General features: G+C 68.0%; 15 protein-coding genes and 2 pseudogenes. 2 read left to right on the forward strand and 15 right to left on the reverse strand.

Annotated elements, in window-relative coordinates; translation table 11 throughout:
• Position 1: 1 nt before the first annotated feature.
• The 11 genes from nuoK to ACH46_RS07840 all read right to left on the reverse strand — a co-directional run bounded on the left by nuoK (position 2) and on the right by ACH46_RS07840 (position 10,502).
• Positions 2 to 301: an NADH-quinone oxidoreductase subunit NuoK gene (gene nuoK / locus ACH46_RS07790; RefSeq protein WP_062392406.1), complete on the reverse strand. Its 300-nt coding sequence runs from the start codon at positions 299 to 301 to the stop codon at positions 2 to 4.
• Positions 298 to 1,122, reverse strand: coding sequence for an NADH-quinone oxidoreductase subunit J (locus ACH46_RS07795; RefSeq protein WP_062392407.1), 825 nt, complete (start codon positions 1,120 to 1,122; stop codon positions 298 to 300). Before ACH46_RS07795 ends, nuoK begins: the two co-directional genes overlap by 4 nt.
• Positions 1,119 to 1,682 (reverse strand): NADH-quinone oxidoreductase subunit NuoI, encoded by a 564-nt coding sequence (nuoI, locus tag ACH46_RS07800; RefSeq protein ID WP_062392408.1) that lies wholly within the window; start codon positions 1,680 to 1,682, stop codon positions 1,119 to 1,121. The genes ACH46_RS07795 and nuoI overlap by 4 nt, the downstream gene beginning before the upstream one ends.
• On the reverse strand, positions 1,675 to 3,015 hold the full coding sequence (gene nuoH, locus ACH46_RS07805; protein ID WP_062392409.1) for an NADH-quinone oxidoreductase subunit NuoH: 1,341 nt from the start codon (positions 3,013 to 3,015) through the stop codon (positions 1,675 to 1,677). Before nuoH ends, nuoI begins: the two co-directional genes overlap by 8 nt.
• A complete protein-coding gene (locus ACH46_RS07810; protein WP_062392410.1) occupies positions 3,008 to 5,440 on the reverse strand; it encodes an NADH-quinone oxidoreductase subunit G in 2,433 nt (810 codons plus the stop codon). The genes nuoH and ACH46_RS07810 overlap by 8 nt, the downstream gene beginning before the upstream one ends.
• The gene (nuoF, locus tag ACH46_RS07815) at positions 5,440 to 6,798 is read right to left on the reverse strand and encodes an NADH-quinone oxidoreductase subunit NuoF (protein WP_062392411.1); all 1,359 of its coding nucleotides are present in this window, start codon (positions 6,796 to 6,798) and stop codon (positions 5,440 to 5,442) included. The genes ACH46_RS07810 and nuoF overlap by 1 nt, the downstream gene beginning before the upstream one ends.
• Positions 6,795 to 7,484 carry an NADH-quinone oxidoreductase subunit NuoE gene (gene nuoE, locus ACH46_RS07820; RefSeq protein WP_082399490.1) on the reverse strand — a complete coding sequence of 230 codons (690 nt, stop codon included), beginning with the start codon at positions 7,482 to 7,484 and terminating at the stop codon, positions 6,795 to 6,797. The genes nuoF and nuoE overlap by 4 nt, the downstream gene beginning before the upstream one ends.
• The gene (nuoD, locus tag ACH46_RS07825) at positions 7,481 to 8,788 is read right to left on the reverse strand and encodes an NADH dehydrogenase (quinone) subunit D (RefSeq protein ID WP_062392412.1); all 1,308 of its coding nucleotides are present in this window, start codon (positions 8,786 to 8,788) and stop codon (positions 7,481 to 7,483) included. The genes nuoE and nuoD overlap by 4 nt, the downstream gene beginning before the upstream one ends.
• Positions 8,788 to 9,480: an NADH-quinone oxidoreductase subunit C gene (locus ACH46_RS07830; protein ID WP_062392413.1), complete on the reverse strand. Its 693-nt coding sequence runs from the start codon at positions 9,478 to 9,480 to the stop codon at positions 8,788 to 8,790. Before ACH46_RS07830 ends, nuoD begins: the two co-directional genes overlap by 1 nt.
• Positions 9,477 to 10,031, reverse strand: coding sequence for a NuoB/complex I 20 kDa subunit family protein (locus ACH46_RS07835; RefSeq protein WP_062392414.1), 555 nt, complete (start codon positions 10,029 to 10,031; stop codon positions 9,477 to 9,479). The genes ACH46_RS07830 and ACH46_RS07835 overlap by 4 nt, the downstream gene beginning before the upstream one ends.
• A 108-nt stretch (positions 10,032 to 10,139) precedes the next feature.
• Positions 10,140 to 10,502: an NADH-quinone oxidoreductase subunit A gene (locus ACH46_RS07840; protein ID WP_062392415.1), complete on the reverse strand. Its 363-nt coding sequence runs from the start codon at positions 10,500 to 10,502 to the stop codon at positions 10,140 to 10,142.
• A 298-nt stretch (positions 10,503 to 10,800) separates the two neighbouring features.
• On the opposite strand from ACH46_RS07840, the gene ACH46_RS07845 reads away from it, so the two are divergent.
• Positions 10,801 to 13,089: a protein kinase domain-containing protein gene (locus tag ACH46_RS07845; RefSeq protein ID WP_062392416.1), complete on the forward strand. Its 2,289-nt coding sequence runs from the start codon at positions 10,801 to 10,803 to the stop codon at positions 13,087 to 13,089.
• Between the two features lie 105 nt (positions 13,090 to 13,194).
• Here the strand turns inward: ACH46_RS07845 and ACH46_RS21070 are convergent.
• Positions 13,195 to 13,717: pseudogene (locus ACH46_RS21070) on the reverse strand (acetyl-CoA C-acetyltransferase); the annotation flags it as partial.
• Between ACH46_RS21070 and ACH46_RS21920 the strand changes: the two are divergent.
• Positions 13,717 to 14,427, forward strand: a pseudogene (locus ACH46_RS21920) (acyl-CoA dehydrogenase family protein); the annotation flags it as partial. The pseudogenes ACH46_RS21070 and ACH46_RS21920 sit on opposite strands and share 1 nt — an antisense overlap.
• 73 nt (positions 14,428 to 14,500) lie before the next feature.
• Here the strand turns inward: ACH46_RS21920 and ACH46_RS07860 are convergent.
• From ACH46_RS07860 to ACH46_RS07870, 3 genes are all read right to left on the reverse strand, one after another.
• Positions 14,501 to 14,926 (reverse strand): DNA-binding transcriptional response regulator, encoded by a 426-nt coding sequence (locus tag ACH46_RS07860; RefSeq protein WP_062392418.1) that lies wholly within the window; start codon positions 14,924 to 14,926, stop codon positions 14,501 to 14,503.
• 69 nt (positions 14,927 to 14,995) lie between these two features.
• The gene (locus ACH46_RS07865) at positions 14,996 to 15,829 is read right to left on the reverse strand and encodes a bifunctional hydroxymethylpyrimidine kinase/phosphomethylpyrimidine kinase (protein WP_062392419.1); all 834 of its coding nucleotides are present in this window, start codon (positions 15,827 to 15,829) and stop codon (positions 14,996 to 14,998) included.
• Complete coding sequence (locus tag ACH46_RS07870; RefSeq protein WP_062392420.1) at positions 15,826 to 16,455, reverse strand: hypothetical protein; 630 nt, start codon at positions 16,453 to 16,455, stop codon at positions 15,826 to 15,828. The genes ACH46_RS07865 and ACH46_RS07870 overlap by 4 nt, the downstream gene beginning before the upstream one ends.
• Positions 16,456 to 16,459: the final 4 nt, after the last annotated feature.

A 16,459-nucleotide genomic window follows, 5' to 3' on the forward strand; every position in this document is an offset into this window, starting at 1 on the left:
GTCACCGCCTCAACAGGTTCGCGTCGTCGACCGAAGCCGACTTCCGGGTGCGGAAGATCATCATGATGATCGCCAGACCGACGACGACCTCCGCCGCCGCGACCACCATCGTGAAGAACGCGATCACCTGACCGTCGAAGCTGCCGTGGATGCGTGCGAAGGTGACGAACGACAGGTTGGCCGCGTTGAGCATCAACTCGATGCACATGAAGACGACGATCGCGCTTCGGCGGATCAGCACCCCCGCGGCACCGATCGCGAACAGGATCGCGGCCAGGAACAGGTAGTTGGCGGGATTCATCGGTGGTCCTCCAACTCCGGGTTCGACGGGGTGTCGCTCTCCGTCAGTTCGCGGGCGGTGATCTCGCGTGCCGTGATCATCGCGTTCACGGACAGCTGCGACGGACTGCCGTCCGGTTCGCGGGCGGGGACGTCGACGGCGTTGTGCCGCGCGTACACGCCGGGCGGGGGCAGCGGGGTGGCGTGCGATCCGGTCGCGAAGCGTTCGATCGACAGTTCGCGCTGTCCGCGTCGCGGACCGAGCCGCGGGCGGTGAGCCAGGACCATCGCGCCGAGCGTCGCGGCGATCAGCAGGGCGCCGGTCAGCTCGAACGCCCACAGGTACCGGCCGAAGATCAGCTCGGCCAGGGCCCGGATGTTCTCGTTGCCGCCGGTGGTGAGCTGCGTCGGGGAGGTCGCGGCACCGCTCCGATCGGGGGCGCCGACGAACGCGGCCAGGGTGGCACTGCCGATGGCGGCGACCAGCATGATCGCGAAACCGAGCCCCAGCCCGGTGGCGGCGAGCCGCTGCCCCTTGATGGTCTCGACCAGGGACTCGGCGGAGTCGACGCCGATCAGCATCAGGACGAACAGGAACAGCATCATCACCGCGCCGGTGTAGACCACCACCTGCACCACGCCCAGAAACAGCGCGCCCTGCATCACGTAGAACACGGCGAGGATGATCATGGTCATCGCCAGGAACACCGCCGAGTAGACGGCCTTGGGACTGAGGATCACACCGAGCGCGCCGATCACCACGATGACGCCCAGCACCCAGAAGGTGGCGGCCTCGGTGCTCGAGGTGCGGGTCAGCTCCTCGGCCAGCAGCAGGCCCGTCATGCGTCGCTCGATTTCTTCAGGCCGTCCGCGCCCACCTCGCCGCGGTAGTAGTTCTCCGGGCGGGAGCCCTCGGCCATCGGATGCGGTGCGGGAGTCATCCCGGCGAGCATCGGCGCGAGGAGGTCCTGCTTCTCGTAGATCATTCCGGCGCGCGACGGGCCGGCCATCTCGTAGTCGTTGGTCATCGTCAGGGCCCGCGTCGGGCAGGCCTCGATGCACAGGCCGCAGCCGATGCAGCGGAGGTAGTTGATCTGGTAGACGCGGCCGTAGCGTTCACCCGGCGAGTACCGCTCCTCGTCGGTGTTGTCGGCGCCCTCCACGTAGATCGCGTCGGCCGGGCAGGCCCACGCGCACAGCTCGCAGCCGATGCACTTCTCGAGACCGTCGTCGTACCGGTTCAGCTGGTGCCGCCCGTGGTAGCGGCGCGATGTCGGCTCCTTCTTCTCCGGGTACTCCTCGGTGATGGTCTTGCGGAACATTCCCGTGAAGGTGACGCCGAATCCGGCGAGTGCGTCGGGGATCCGGAACAGCGACGAGTCGGGCTTCTTCGCCTCAGACATGCGGGGCCTCCTCTGCTGGGTGTGCGGTGGACGGCTTCGGGGCCGATCGGCGGATCTGCAGCAGGTCGGTCGGCATCACCTGACCGGGCAGCGGCGGGACGGGGAAACCGCCGGCCATCGGATCGAACGGCTTCTTCGGATCGGGCAGTGGCGGCTTCACCGAGGCCGGGCCGCCGGAGATCACCCGCTTGATGGCGATCAGGAGCGGGATCGTGACGACGATCCCGGCGGCCGCGAGGATCAGGCTCGAGGTCCACGCCGACGCATTGCGCGTCGCTTCGTGGATCACGGCGACGACCATCACCCAACCGAGCGCGAACGGGATGAGGACCTTCCAGCCGAGTCCCATGAACTGGTCGTACCGCAGACGCGGGAGGGTGGTCCGCAGCCAGAAGAAGACGAACAGGATCATCCACATCTTGATGGTGAACCACAGCAGCGGCCACCATCCGGAGTTGGCGCCGTCCCAGATCGACACCGGCCACGGGGCCTGCCAGCCACCGAGGAAGAGGGTGGTGGCGAGCGCGGAGACCGTCGCCATGTTGATGTACTCGGCGAGCATGAACATCGCGAACTTCAGCGACGAGTACTCGGTGTGGAAGCCGCCGACCAGTTCGCCCTCGGCTTCGGGGAGGTCGAAGGGCGCGCGGTTGGTCTCGCCGACCATCGAGATCGCGTAGATGACGAACGACGGCAACAGCAGCAGCACGTACCAGTGGTGGACCTGCCCGCCGACGATCTCCGACGTCGACATGGTGGTCGACAGCAGGAACACCGCGGCGAAGCTCAGTCCCATCGCGATCTCGTACGAGATCACCTGCGCCGTGGAGCGGAGGGCGCCGAGCAGCGGATAGGTGGAGCCCGACGACCAGCCGGCGAGGATGATGCCGTAGACGCCGATCGACGCCATCGCCAGGACGTAGAGGACGCCGATCGGGAGGTCGGTGAGCTGCAGCGGCGTGCGGTGACCGAAGACGGAGACCTCCGGGCCCATCGGGATCACCGCGAACGCCATGATCGCGGGCACCACCGAGATCACCGGGGCCAGGAAGTACAGCGCCTTGTCGACGCTGAACGGGGTCATGCCCTCCTTGAGGGCCAGCTTCACACCGTCGGCCAGCGACTGGAGCGCGCCGTGCCAGCCGACCCGGTTGGGGCCGATCCGGTACTGCATGCGCGCCATGATCTTGCGTTCGGCCAGGATCGCGACCAGGACGGTCAGGACCAGGAAGGCGAAGATCAGGATCGACTTCCCGAGGATCAGCCACCACGCGTCGTGCCCGAAACTCGCCAGATCGGGGAAGACGGTCTCCGCCAGCGTCGACTCAGTCATCGGTGACCGCCTTCGCCGCCTCGATCCGGACGACGGCTCCGGACTCGACCTCCAGCATCGGGCAGACGCGCGAACCGGGGGAGTTCATCGGCAGCCACACCACGCGATCGGGGAGTTCGGTGACGGTCAGCGGCAAGGTGATGTCGCCGTGCGCGGAGGACACCCGGACCTGGTCGCCGTCGACGGCGCCGATCTCCGCGGCGGTCGACGCCGAGAGTCGGACGGTCGCGGCCCGCGCGGTTCCCGCCAGGTGCGGTTCACCGTCCTGCATCCGACCGAAGTCCAGCAGCATCCGCCACGAGGCCAGAATCGCCTCGCCGTCGGCCGGCGTCGGTTCATCGGTCAGACCCGCGGGGCCGGGCTGATGACGTTCGCCCTGCCAGGCGCCGATGTCCCCGAACTCGGCGTGGATCGACGCGGCGTCGTCGCAGTTGAGGTCGACGCCCATGTCCCGGGCCAGCGCGTTGAGGACGCGGTGATCGGACAGGGGCAGCGTGCCGCCGTCGCCCTGAGCGACGGGAAGGGCGACGTCGAACTGGCGGGGACGGCCCTCCCAATCGACGAAGGTGCCCGCCTTCTCGGCCACCGCGGCGACCGGCAGGACGACGTCGGCGCGTGCGGTGGCCGCACTGTGTCGCATCTCCAGGCTGACGACGAAGTCGGCGGCCTCCAGCGCCGCGTCGGCCGCGGACGGGACGGGCAGGTCGTCGATCTCGACGGCGCCGACCACGACAGCCGACAGCTCGCCGCCGGTGAGGGCGGCGAGGATGCCCGCGGTGTCGCGGCCCGGTTCGGCGGGCGGTCGGACACCCCAGACGGCGGCGAGGTCGCTGCGGGCGCGGTCGGAGGAGAGCGGCCGACCCGCGGGCAGCAGATTCGGGGCGGCACCGACGTCGAGGGCTCCGCGCTCACCGGCACGACGGGGCACCCACGCCAGGCGTGCCCCGGTGGCCGCGGCGAGGTCGGCTGCCGCCGACAGCGCGCCGGGGCACCCGGCGAGGCGCTCCCCGACGAGGAGCACCGCGCCGGGTGCCGCGAGCAGTTCGTGCAGACGCGAGTCGCGCAGCACCGCGGCTTCGCGCCCGGGCACGCACTGCAGAAGAGTGCCGCCGAGTTTGGTGACACCGGGGCTCGCCCACGGCGCCACCGCGTAGACGGACTGGCCGTGGCGGCGGACCGCCTTGCGGAGCCGCAGGAACAGGATCGGGCACTCCTCCTCGGTCTCGAGTCCGGCGAGGACCACGGTCGGCGCCTTCTCGAGCTCGGCGTAGGTGAGGCCGATGCCGCTGCCCGCCACGTGTGCCGCGAGGAAGTCTGCCTCCTCCGCGGAGTGGGCGCGCACGCGGAAGTCGACGTCGTTGCTGCCGAGGGCGACGCGCGCGAACTTGCCGTACGCGTAGGCGTCCTCGACCGTGCTGCGGCCGCCGACCAGCACACCGGCCCGACCGCGGGCGCGCGTGAGGCCCTGCGCCGCGACCGACAGCGCGTACGACCACGCCGCCTCGTGCAGCTCACCGTCGTCGCCGCGGACCAGGGGCCGGGTGATGCGGTCCGGGCGGGTGGCGTACATGAACGCCCACCGACCCTTGTCGCAGTTCCACTCCTCGTTGACCTCGGGGTCGTCGCCCGCCATGCGCCGAAGGACCTTGCCGCGGCGGTGATCGGTGCGCTGCGCACAGCCCGCGGAACAGTGCTCGCAGACGCTGGCCGAGGAGATGAGGTCGAACGGGCGGGACCGGAAGCGGTAGGCGGCCCCGGTGAGCGCGCCGACCGGGCAGATCTGCACGGTGTTTCCGGAGAAGTACGACTCGAAGGGCTCTTCCGAATAGGCGCTGACCTGCTGCAGGGCGCCGCGTTCGGCGAGCTCGATCAGCGGATCGCCTGCGATCTCGTTCGAGAACCGGGTGCACCGCGCGCACAGGACGCAGCGTTCGCGGTCCAGGAGCACTTCGCTGGAGAGAGCGACGGGCTTGGTGTAGATCCGCTTCTCGCCGCCGTACCGGGACACCGGCCGTCCCGCCGTCATCGCCTGGTTCTGCAGCGGGCACTCGCCGCCCTTGTCGCAGGTGGGGCAGTCGAGCGGATGGTTGATCAGCAGCAGTTCCATCACGCCCTCCTGTGCGCGGCGCGCACTCTCGGAGGTGTGCTGGGTGCGGACCACCATGCCCTCGGTCGCGACGATGGTGCAGGAGGCCATCGGTTTGCGCTGCCCCTCGACGTCGACCAGGCACTGGCGGCAGGCGCCGACCGGTGCGAGGAGCGGGTGGTCGCAGAAGCGGGGGATCTCGACGCCGATGAGTTCGGCGGCGCGGATCACCAAAGTCCCCTTCGGGACCGACAGCTCGGTGTCGTCGATCGTCAGGGTCACCATGTCGTCGGGCACCGGCACGTTGCCGTCGGTGCGGGGTGAGTCGGCCGCGGTCATCACTCGCCTCCTTCGAACACGGTGGACTTCGACGGATCGAAGGGGCAGCCTCCGGGATGGCCGTCGTGGGGGAAGTGCGCCAGGTACTCGTCGCGGAAGTGCGCGAGGGAACTGGTGATCGGTGCGCCGGACGCGTCGCCGAGTGCGCAGAACGACTTGCCGACCACGCTGTCGGTGATCTCCAGGAGCGTGGCGAGGTCGTCCTCGGTGGCGTCACCCGCCTCCATCCGCCGCATCATCTGCACCATCCAGTAGGTGCCCTCGCGGCACGGCGTGCACTTGCCGCACGACTCGTGCTTGTAGAACTCGGTCCACCGGAGCACGGTCCGCACCACGCACACGGTCTCGTCGAAGATCTGCAGCGCTTTGGTGCCGAGCATCGATCCGGCCTCGCCGACGTGCTCGTAGTCGAGGGGGATGTCGAGGTGCTCGGGGGTGAACATCGGGGTCGACGACCCGCCGGGCGTCCAGAACTTGAGCTGATGCCCCTCCCGGATGCCGCCGGCCTTCTCCAGCAGCTGGCGCAGGGTGATGCCCATCGGCGCCTCGTACTGGCCGGGCCGGGTGACGTGCCCGGACAGCGAGTACATGGTGAAGCCGGGGGACTTCTCGGTGCCGAACTCGCGGAACCAGTCCGATCCGTTGCGGAGGATCGACGGGACGCTGGCGATGGACTCGACGTTGTTGACGACGGTCGGGCTCGCGTACAAGCCGGCGACGGCGGGGAACGGCGGTCGCAGACGAGGCTGGCCGCGTCGTCCCTCGAGGGAGTCGAGCAGCGCCGTCTCCTCACCGCAGATGTAGGCGCCCGCCCCCGCGTGGATCACGAGGTCGACGCCGAAACCGGACCCGAAGATGTCGCGGCCGAGCAGGCCCGCGTCGTAGGCCTCCTGCACGGCGGTGCGGAGCCGACGGACCACGCCCGCCACCTCACCGCGGACGTAGATGAACGCGTGGCTCGCGCGGATCGCGTACGACGCGATGATGACGCCCTCGATCAGCGTGTGCGGTGTCGCGAGCATCAGCGGCATGTCCTTGCAGGTGCCGGGCTCGGACTCGTCGGCGTTGACGACCAGGTAGTGCGGGGTGCCCTTGCCGCCCGGCTTGTCGCCCTGCGGGATGAACGACCACTTGGTGCCCACCGGGAAGCCGGCACCGCCGCGACCGCGGAGGCCGGACTCCTTGACCAGGCCGATCACCTCGTCGGGCGTCATCCGCAACGCGGCCTTGAGTCCCTGGTAGCCGTTCTGGTGCAGGTAGTTGCGGAGCGTCCACGACTCCGCCTCGTCCCAGTACTGGGACAGGACGGGGACCTCGGCGGGTTCCGGCGTCGACGACGGGAGGCTGACGGCGATCATGCCTGCGCTCCGCTCTCCGGGTCCACGCCGGCGAGCAGTCGTGCCGTCTGCCGGAAGGTGCACAGGGTCGACGGGCCTCGGCTCGGTGCGGGCGGATTCCCCTCGCGGAGATCGGCGACCAGCTGCTTCACCGAATCGGGCGTCTGGTTGTCGAAGAACTCCCAGTTCACCATGACGACCGGGGCCAGATCGCACGCCGCATTGCATTCGACGTGCTCGACGGTGACGCGACCGTCGGCGGTGGTCTCGCCGTCGGCGATGCCGAGCGAGTCGGTCAGCGACGAGAGGATCGCGTCGCCGCCCATCACCGCGCACAGGGCGTTGGTGCAGACACCGACGTAGTAGTCGCCGGTCGGTTCGCGCCGGTACATCGTGTAGAACGTGGCGACCGACGCGACCTGCGCCGGTGTCAGATTCAGCTGGTCAGCGCAGAACAGGATGCCGGCCCGCGTGAGGTAGCCGTCGTGTCCCTGCACCAGGTGCAGCAGCGGCAGCAGCGCCGACCGGGACTCCGGGTACTTCGCGATGATGGTCGCGGCGTCGGCCGCCAGGGAGGCGGTGTCGGCGTCGGAGTAGGTGTCGGGGCCGTCGAAGGTGATCGGCGGGTTCGGGGTGCCCGCCGTGAAGGTCGGGACCTCCGGCGGCGGTCCCGCCGTCATCTCCACGTAGACGCGTTTGGTGCTCATCGGTCCACACCTCCCATGACCGGGTCGATGCTCGCGACCGACGTGATGACGTCGGCCACCAGACCGCCCTCGCACATCGCGGCCACGGCCTGCAGGTTCGTGAACGACGGGTCGCGGAAATGAACGCGGTACGGGCGCGTCCCGCCGTCGGACACCACGTGCACGCCGAGCTCGCCGCGCGGCGACTCGATCGCCACGTAGCACTGGCCCGCGGGGACGCGCATGCCCTCGGTCACCAACTTGAAGTGGTGGATCAGCGATTCCATCGACATGCCCATGATCTCGGCGATGTGTTCGGGCGAGTTGCCCATGCCGTCCGGGCCGACGGCCAGGTCGGCGGGCCACGCGAGCTTGCGGTCGGTCACCATCACCGGACCCGGCTCCAGCGCCTCTAGACACTGTCGGACGATCCGGACCGACTGCTTCATCTCCTCGACGCGGATGATGTACCGGCCGTACGAGTCGCAGCCGGTGTCGGTGATGACGTCGAAGTCGTAGTTCTCGTAACCGCAGTACGGCTCGGACTTGCGGAGGTCGTAGGGCAGTCCGGTCGACCGCAGCACCGGACCGGTGACGCCGAGCGCCATGCACCCGGTCAGGTCCAGATAGCCGACACCTTGCGTGCGGGCCTTCCAGATGTAGTTCTCGGTGAGGAGGTCCTCCACCTCGCGGATCTGCCCGGGCAGAGCGTCGAGGACGTCGGAGATCTTCTGCTCCACGCCCTCGGGGAGGTCCTGGGCGACGCCGCCGGGACGGACGAACGCGTGGTTCATTCGCAGTCCGGTGATGTCCTCGAAGAGGTCGAGGATGGTCTCGCGGGCGCCGAATCCGAGGAACATCGGGGTCACCGCGCCGAGCTCCATGCCGCCGGTCGCGAGGGCGACGAGGTGCGAGGCGATCCGGTTCAGCTCCATCAGCATCACGCGGATGACGGAGGCTCGTTTCGGGATGTCGTCGGTGATGCCCAGGAGTTTCTCCACGGCGAGGCAGTAGGCCACCTCGTTGAAGAACGGGGAGAGGTAGTCCATGCGGGTCACGAAGGTGACGCCCTGCGTCCAGGTGCGGAACTCGAGGTTCTTCTCGATGCCGGTGTGCAGGTAGCCGATGCCGCACCGGGCCTCGGTGACGGTCTCGCCGTCGATCTCCAGGATCAGGCGCAGCACCCCATGCGTCGACGGATGCTGCGGCCCCATGTTGACGACGATCCGCTCGTCGTCCGGTCCCGATGCGGCGCGCTCTCGGACGGCGCGGACGACATCGTCCCAGTCGCGGCCGCTGGCGGTGTACGTGGTCTGCTCGGTCATCAGAAGTAGCGCCTCCGCTGGTCGGGCGGCGCAATGGTCGCGCCCTTGTACTCCACGGGAATGCCACCGAGCGGATAGTCCTTGCGCTGCGGGTGGCCCTCCCAGTCATCCGGCATCTCGATGCGGGTCAGCGACGGATGGCCGTCGAAGATGATGCCGAAGAAGTCGTAGGTCTCGCGCTCGTGCCAGTCGTTGGTGGGATAGACCGGCAACAGGGTGCTGATGTGCGGGTCGGAGTCCGGGACCGCGACCTCCAGCCGCATCCGGCGATTGTGGGTGATGGAGCGCAGCGGGTACACGGCGTGCAGCTCGCGGCCAGTCTCGTCGGGGTAGTGCACCCCGCTCACGCCGAGGCACAGTTCGAAGCGCAGCGACGGCTCGTCGCGCAGGGTGGCGGCCACCGGCAGCAGGTGCGTGCGGGGCACGTAGACGGTGAGGTCGCCGCGATCGACCACCACCTTGTCAACGGCGTCGTCGAAGGCGATGCCGCGGCGGGCGAGGCCCGCTTCCAGCTCGTCGACGATCTCGTCGAAGTATCCGCCGAACGGTCGGGACATGGTGCCCGGCATCGGAATCGGCGAGATCAGTCGGCCGTAGCCCGAGGTGTCGCCGGACCCCTTGTTCCCGAACAGACCGTGGCGGGTGCTGATGATCTCGCGGTCGGAGCCGGGGCGGGAGACCTCACCGCTCATCGCAGCAGTCCCTTCATCTCGATCCGTGCCGGCGCCGTGAGCGCCGCGGCCTCGGTGGCGCGGATGATCTCCTCGCGATGCACGCCGAGCGGCATCTCCTGGATCTGCTCGTGCAGTTTGAGGATCGCGTTCAGCAGCATCTCCGGGCGCGGCGGGCAGCCGGGCAGATAGATGTCGACCGGAACCACGTGGTCCACGCCCTGCACCACCGCGTAGTTGTTGAACATGCCGCCCGACGACGCGCAGACGCCCATCGCCAGGACCCACTTCGGTTCGGCCATCTGGTCGTAGATCTGCCGCAGCACCGGTGCCATCTTCTGACTGACGCGCCCGGCGACGATCATCAGATCCGCCTGCCGCGGCGACGCGCGGAAGGCCTCCATGCCGAACCGGGCGAGGTCGTAGCGGCCCGCGGTGGTCGCCATCATCTCGATGGCGCAGCAGGCCAGCCCGAACGTCGCGGGCCACAGGGAGCCCTTGCGCATGTACCCCGCGAGCTTCTCGACGGTGGTCAATAGGAAGCCCCCTGGCAGTTGCTCCTCGATTCCCATCGTCGTGCCTCCTTGCATGCAGTGCGTTCGTGTCTCGCGGGAGCCGCCCGGGCGGTGGCCGGGTGGCGCGCGTGGTGCGTATTCGGTTGAGAAGTCAGTGGTGCCCGGTCAGTCCCAGCGGAGGCCTCCGCGGCGCCATTCGTAGGCGTAGGCGACCGACACGTTGACGATGAACAGCGCGACGGCGATCAGCCCGAACCATCCGAGGCTCTCCGAGGCGACCGCCCACGGGTATAGGAAGACGATCTCGATGTCGAAGATGATGAACAGCATCGCGGTGAGGTAGTACTTCACCGGGAACCGCTGGACCAGCCCGGCGCTGGGCGGCAGCGTCTCGATGCCGCACTCGTAGGCTTCGAGCTTTGCGCGGTTGTATCGGCGGGGGCCGACGATCGACGAGATGACCACTGAGACGACGGCGAACGCCACGGCGATCGCACCGAGGACGAGGATCGGTCCGTATGCGTTCATGCCCGCATCGCCTCCGCTTCTTCCGGCGAGTCTGAGACTGCTGTCACTATGTGTGTTCACCTGTGACTCAATCCACACCCTACTCACGTAAATGCGTGCACTGTGGGACTTCTCGGTGAAATCGCGGTGTCGCCGGGTATGGCCTGCGCGGGAACGGGTTCGGGGAGGTGATCGCGTGTCGGGTGCCGTCGGAACGGTCGATCGCGTGAACGACGGACTTCGACGCCGATGCCGCAATCGCGAGGTTGCACCTTAGAGTGAGCGTGATCGTGATCAGCGGCTCGACAAGGAGAGATGCGTGACTGAGGCGGGGCAGTCGATCGGCGGCTACGAGGTGATCCGACGTCTGGGTGACGGTGGAATGGGCGAGGTCTTCCTTGTTCGCAATCCTCAGCTGAACCGGTTGGAGGCGCTCAAAGTGGTTTCGATCGACGGTCGTGCCCACCCCGAAGTCGCGGCAAGGTTCGAGCGTGAGGCGCAGGCCGCCGCGGCTCTGGCCCACCCGAACATCGTGACCATCTTCCGATACGGGATCGATCAGGATCAGCAGCGTCCCTGGTACACCATGACCTACCTCGACGGCGCGGACCTGTCCGGTGCCTCGCTGAATGTCCGCGAGACGCTGGTGGTCGTAGAGAAGGTTGCCGACGCACTCGACTACGCGCATCGGCAGGGGATGATCCACCGCGACGTGAAGCCCGCCAACGTCATGGTCTCCCGCCGAAGCGACGGTGAACTCGACCGCGTCGTGCTCGTCGACTTCGGTATCGCGAAACTCGCTGAACTCACGGATCTGACGGCGACGAATGGATTCGTGGGGACGCTGAACTACACTGCACCGGAGATCTTCGCCGGTGGGGCGGCGTCACCGGCCTCGGATCAGTACTCCCTGGCCTGCACCGTCTTCGAGTTGCTCACCGGCCGTCCGCCGTTTCCGTCGACGAGTCTCGCCGGCGCTGTAGGGGCCCATGTCAACCAGCCGGTTCCGGAGATCGCATCGCTGAGGCCCGAACTGTGGGGCGTAGACCCGGTGCTGCGGCGGGCGCTCGCGAAGAACCCGGCCGAACGCTTCGCGACCTGCCTGGAACTCTTGCGAGCACTCCGGTCGGTGTTGACGTCGGCCGACGGCTGGGGACGCGAAGACCCGACGGTGCGAACAGCTCCGGCACCCTCGGCTGTGGAGTCGGGTGCCACCTGGCCGCCGATGGCTCGGCCGACAGCTGCTCATTACGGACCGCCGGCCCCGGTGCCGCAATACACGACGGTTCCGCAGTTCGACGGGAGTCCGTTCCTGATGGCGTCCTCGCCCAAGCAGAAATCGCGGAAGAAGCTCGGAGTGATGATCGCGGTGGTCGTACTTCTGCTCGCCGGCGGCGGTGTCACTGCTTGGTCGCTGTGGCCGACCTCGGCGGAGACCGCCGACGAGTCGCCGTTGGCGGCGAAGAACATGTTGACGGTGGGGACGTTCAATGCCTGCGCGGTCGTCGATCATACGGCTTATTGCATGGGCAAGAACCAGAGTGGTGCAGGCGGTGCGGGCAGCGGTAAGTATTCGGGGGAGTCGAAAGCCACTCGTGTCGTCGACCTCGACAATGTGTCGGCGGTCAGCACCGGGAGCGGGTTGGGTAATCCTGACGGGACTATGTCCGTTGCGACTTGTGCCATCGCGGCGGGGAAACCGTATTGCTGGGGTGAAGTGTCGGATCTCCTAGAGCGAAAATATGAGGACGCACTTGTTCCGAAACTCGTGCCGGGTTTGACCGGAGCAACGTCGATCAGCACGAATACCTTGGTGGCGTGTGCCATCGCGGACGCGGCTCTGTACTGCTGGGGTCGGTCTCCGGGAATCTTCCAGAGCCCTGTGCCGACACAGATTCCTTCACTCCGAGCAGTGACGGATGTCGACGTCAGTTCGAGAACGTCGTGTGCGGTCGCAGGGGAAAAGCTCTTCTGCTGGGGAGGAAATGAGTCGGGACAGGTACTTGGACGCGAACCCGGCGACGAGTCTGCCAGTCCGATGGAGATCCGTGGCCTCGACGATGTTCGGCAGGTCACCGTTGGGGCGCGAAGCCTGATGAAGGTGGTCGACGGTAATCAGATACTGACTCCCTTCCACAACGTGTGCGCGGTTGTTCGCACGAGCGCGTTCTGCTGGGGCGACAACCTTATGGGGCAGATCGGTAACGGCACTACCGAGCCGGTCTCGGTTCCGACTGAGGTACCTGGTCTGACGGGAGTCACGCAGATTTCGAGCGACGTCGGAACAACGTGTGCAGTCGCCGACGGCGACCTGTACTGCTGGGGGAACAACAAGTACGGGCAGCTCGGTGATGGAACCCGTGAGGACAAGTCGACGCCGCAGCGGGTCGCCGGATTGCCTGGATCTGTGGTTGCAGTCGAAGTCGGGAAGTCCGCCGTGTGTGCGAGGACTGACGGTGAGTCTGCGTGGCCAGGGGCCGGTGATGGTGCGGTCTACTGCTGGGGCGTCGATCAGGTGAAGCTCTGCAACTTCAATGACGAACGAACCGAGTGCCTGACGTCGCCTGTCATCACGAAGCCCAAGCGAGTCGAGTTCGCGCACTCCTGACCGGCCTTCCCGACGCACCCGGCCAAACGCGTAACTCGCCGTCAGAAGCTGGATTCAGAATCCAGCTTCTGACGGCGAGATACGCGGATGCGAGGTGTGCGGGGGTCAGACGCGTTCGAAGACGGCGGCGAGGCCCTGGCCGCCGCCGATGCACATGGTCTCCAGGCCGTAGCGGGCGTCGCGGCGGACCAGTTCGCGCGACAGGGTGGCGAGCATACGACCGCCGGTGGCGCCCACCGGGTGGCCCAGGGAGATGCCGGAGCCGTGGATGTTGGTGCGCTCGAAGTCGGCGGCGGTGAACTTCCACTCGCGGGTGACGGCGAGGGCCTCCGCGCGGCGAAGGCCTCGTTCAGCTCGATGACGTCGATGTCGGCGAGGGAGAGGTCGGCTTTGGCGAGGGCGGCTGCCGATGCGGGGACCGGCCCGATGCCCATCACCTTCGGCTGCACGCCCGCGACCGCCCACGACACGAGTCGGACCAGCGGGGTCAGCCCCAGCTCGGCGGCCTTCTCGGGGGTGGTGACCAGGCACATCGACGCGGCGTCGTTCTGCCCGCTGGCGTTGCCGCGGTCACCGTCGATTCCGGATCCTCCCTACCGAGGATCGGGCGCAGCTTCGACAGCGACTCTCACCAACGGAGGGACGTCGACGCTCGTCGCCGCGCTGGTGAAGACCGATGAGGGGGCTGAGAAGCCGCACAAGAACCTCACCACCTTCCTCATCGAGAAGCCCGCGGGCTTCGGCGAGGTGGTTCCCGGTATCACCATCCCCGGGAAGATCGAGAAGATGGGCTACAAGGGCATCGACACCACCGAGCTGGTGTTCGACGGCTACCGCGCACCTGCCACCGACATCCTCGGCGGCGAACCCGGAAAGGGCTTCGGGCACATGATGGACGGCGTCGAGGTGGGCCGCGTCAACGTGTCGGCCCGCGCCTGCGGTGTCGCGCTCCGCAGTTTCGAGCTCGCCGCGAAGTACGCGCAGCAGCGTCGGACGTTCGGCAAGGCGATCGTCGATCACCAGGCGATCGCGTTCAAGCTCGCCGAGATGGCGACGAAGGTCGAGGCCGCGCACCTGATGATGGTGAACGCGGCGCGGCTGAAGGACTCGGGCGATCGCAACGACGTCGCCGCGGGCATGGCCAAGTACCTCGCCAGCGAGTACTGCGCCGAAGTGACCCAGGAGAGCTTCCGCATCCACGGCGGCTACGGCTACTCCAAGGAGTACGAGATCGAACGACTGATGCGCGAGGCGCCCTTCCTGCTCATCGGCGAGGGCACCAGCGAGATCCAGAAGACCATCATCAGCAAGGGTGTGCTGCGCAGCTACGGGCTCTGACCCGGCGGCCTCGCGGACTGGCGTCGTGCGCGCAGGTCCGACGGCAGTCCTGGGCGGGTACTTCCCGGTCCGCCTACTTCCGCGCAGGCTGCTTCAGAAGCCGGATGACGATCCGGGGAAGTTTTAGCGGATCGATCGGGAGGTTCGCGGTGGCGTCGGCGCGCGACCAGTCGGCGAGCCACCGGTCGGCCTGCCTGGCGATCAGCACCAGGAGCGGGGGACACGGCTCGTACTCGTCGCGGATCTGCTTGGCCAGCCCCATGCCGCCGGTGGGCGCCGCCTCCCCGTCCAGGATCGCCAGGTCGACGCCGCCGCGATCCAAGTGCGACAGCACCGTCGAAGCCGTCGCGACCTCGATGAACTGCAGGTCGGGAAGATCTGGATGAAGCTGCTCACCGAGCGCTCCAAGCACCTGCCGCCGCGTATTCGGATTATCCGAATAGACGAGCACGCGGAGTGTCACACGGTTGTCTGCGGAGGGGGAAGCCGGGCCGGTCACGCCCTCGACCCTAGTGCGGTGCGGACGAACCCACGGTCGTTTCGGTCTGCCCCGAACGACCGGGGCGCTTCAGCTGCCGCCGCTGATCGCCCTCCGCACCCGGGCGCCGGCCCCGTCCACGGCCTCCAGGAGCGGGGATCCGCTCAGCAGTGCGACGACGAGTGCCGCGGTGAAGGCGTCGCCGAGCCCCTTGGCCGACGTCGGGATCTCCTCTCCCGCCATGAGCTCCAACGCGCCGGCGCGGACGATGACGTTCGCGATCTGATCGTCGGCCGGGTGCACGCCGGTGACCACGATGTCGGCGTCCACGGCGGTCGGCAGATCGCGTGCGCGGCGGGCAATGGCATCGACGTCGTTCGTGTCGACTGGCCGGACCTCGCTGCCGTCCGCGGTCAGGTGCGCCAACTCGAACAGATTCGGCGTGAGGACCGAGGCGAGTGGAACTAGTGACTCCCGCAGTGCCGGTGCCACAGCGGGATCGGTGTAGAAGCCCACGTCGGCGTCGCCGAAGGTCGGGTCCAGGATCAGCGGAGGTCGGGCCTCCTCGTCCAGTCCGCGGTACCACGCGGCGATCGCGCGCGCCTGGTCGGGCGAGGCGAGGTATCCCACGGCGACGGCCTCGATGCCGGCAAGCAGCCCGGCGGCTGCGAGGTCGCGCAGCGACGCGGTGATCCACACAGCCGAGACATCGACGGTCTGGACCGATGGGTAGTGCGGCAGGTTGCTCAGCACGATCGTCGGGATCGCAGCACAGCGGATGCGGGCCTCATCGTAGACCGGGAGTCCGGCGTTGAGCCCCACCGAACCGAACGCGAGGTGCGAGCCGAAGACCAGGACCCGGGCCGGCCGCGGATCGAGTTCGAATCCGGAGGCGTCGTCGGTGGTGAAGATGTCGGTGGTCACCGCACGATTCTGTCAGGACACCGTGAGTCGGCGGCACTCCGCTCATCGAGGTACTCGGAGATCCGGTCCGACGACCATCCGTGCGATTCGATCAGGCCTGCGGTGATCATCGCCCGATAGGGAGCGGTCGGCGGGACGTGCGGGACGTCGTCGATGCCGTGCGGGGCGGTGAACGTGAGGACCGGTGCGCCGTCGAGCGCTCCGACGCGCAACAGCTTCGAATACAGACCGCCGCCGCACAGATGCGAAGCGTCGTCGTGATTGAGCGCCAGCGGATCGAGGAGCGCTCGCTCGACGACGCTGTCGGCGTGCGGGTCGCGGTCCATCTCCTGCACGGCGACATCGGCGAACTGCTCCGCGGTCACCAGATAGGCGCGGGCAGGCGTGGGGCCCGGTCGATCGTGATCGTAGAACGCCATGCCGCCGCCCCACGTGGTGGAGCGGCCGGCGAAGTAGATGCTGCCGGGGAGCGTCAACGCCACCGAAGCCGCAGGCGGGGTGGCGTCGCGAGCACCGGGATAGGTTCGACGACCACCCTCCGGACGACCGCCCGCCAGGTAGCAGGCAAGTCGTGCGGCGCACAGGTTGGAGCCGTAGCTCGCGTACCAGACCTTCGGGGAACCCATGGGA

This window comes from Gordonia phthalatica (assembly GCF_001305675.1).
Lineage (GTDB): Bacteria > Actinomycetota > Actinomycetes > Mycobacteriales > Mycobacteriaceae > Gordonia > Gordonia phthalatica.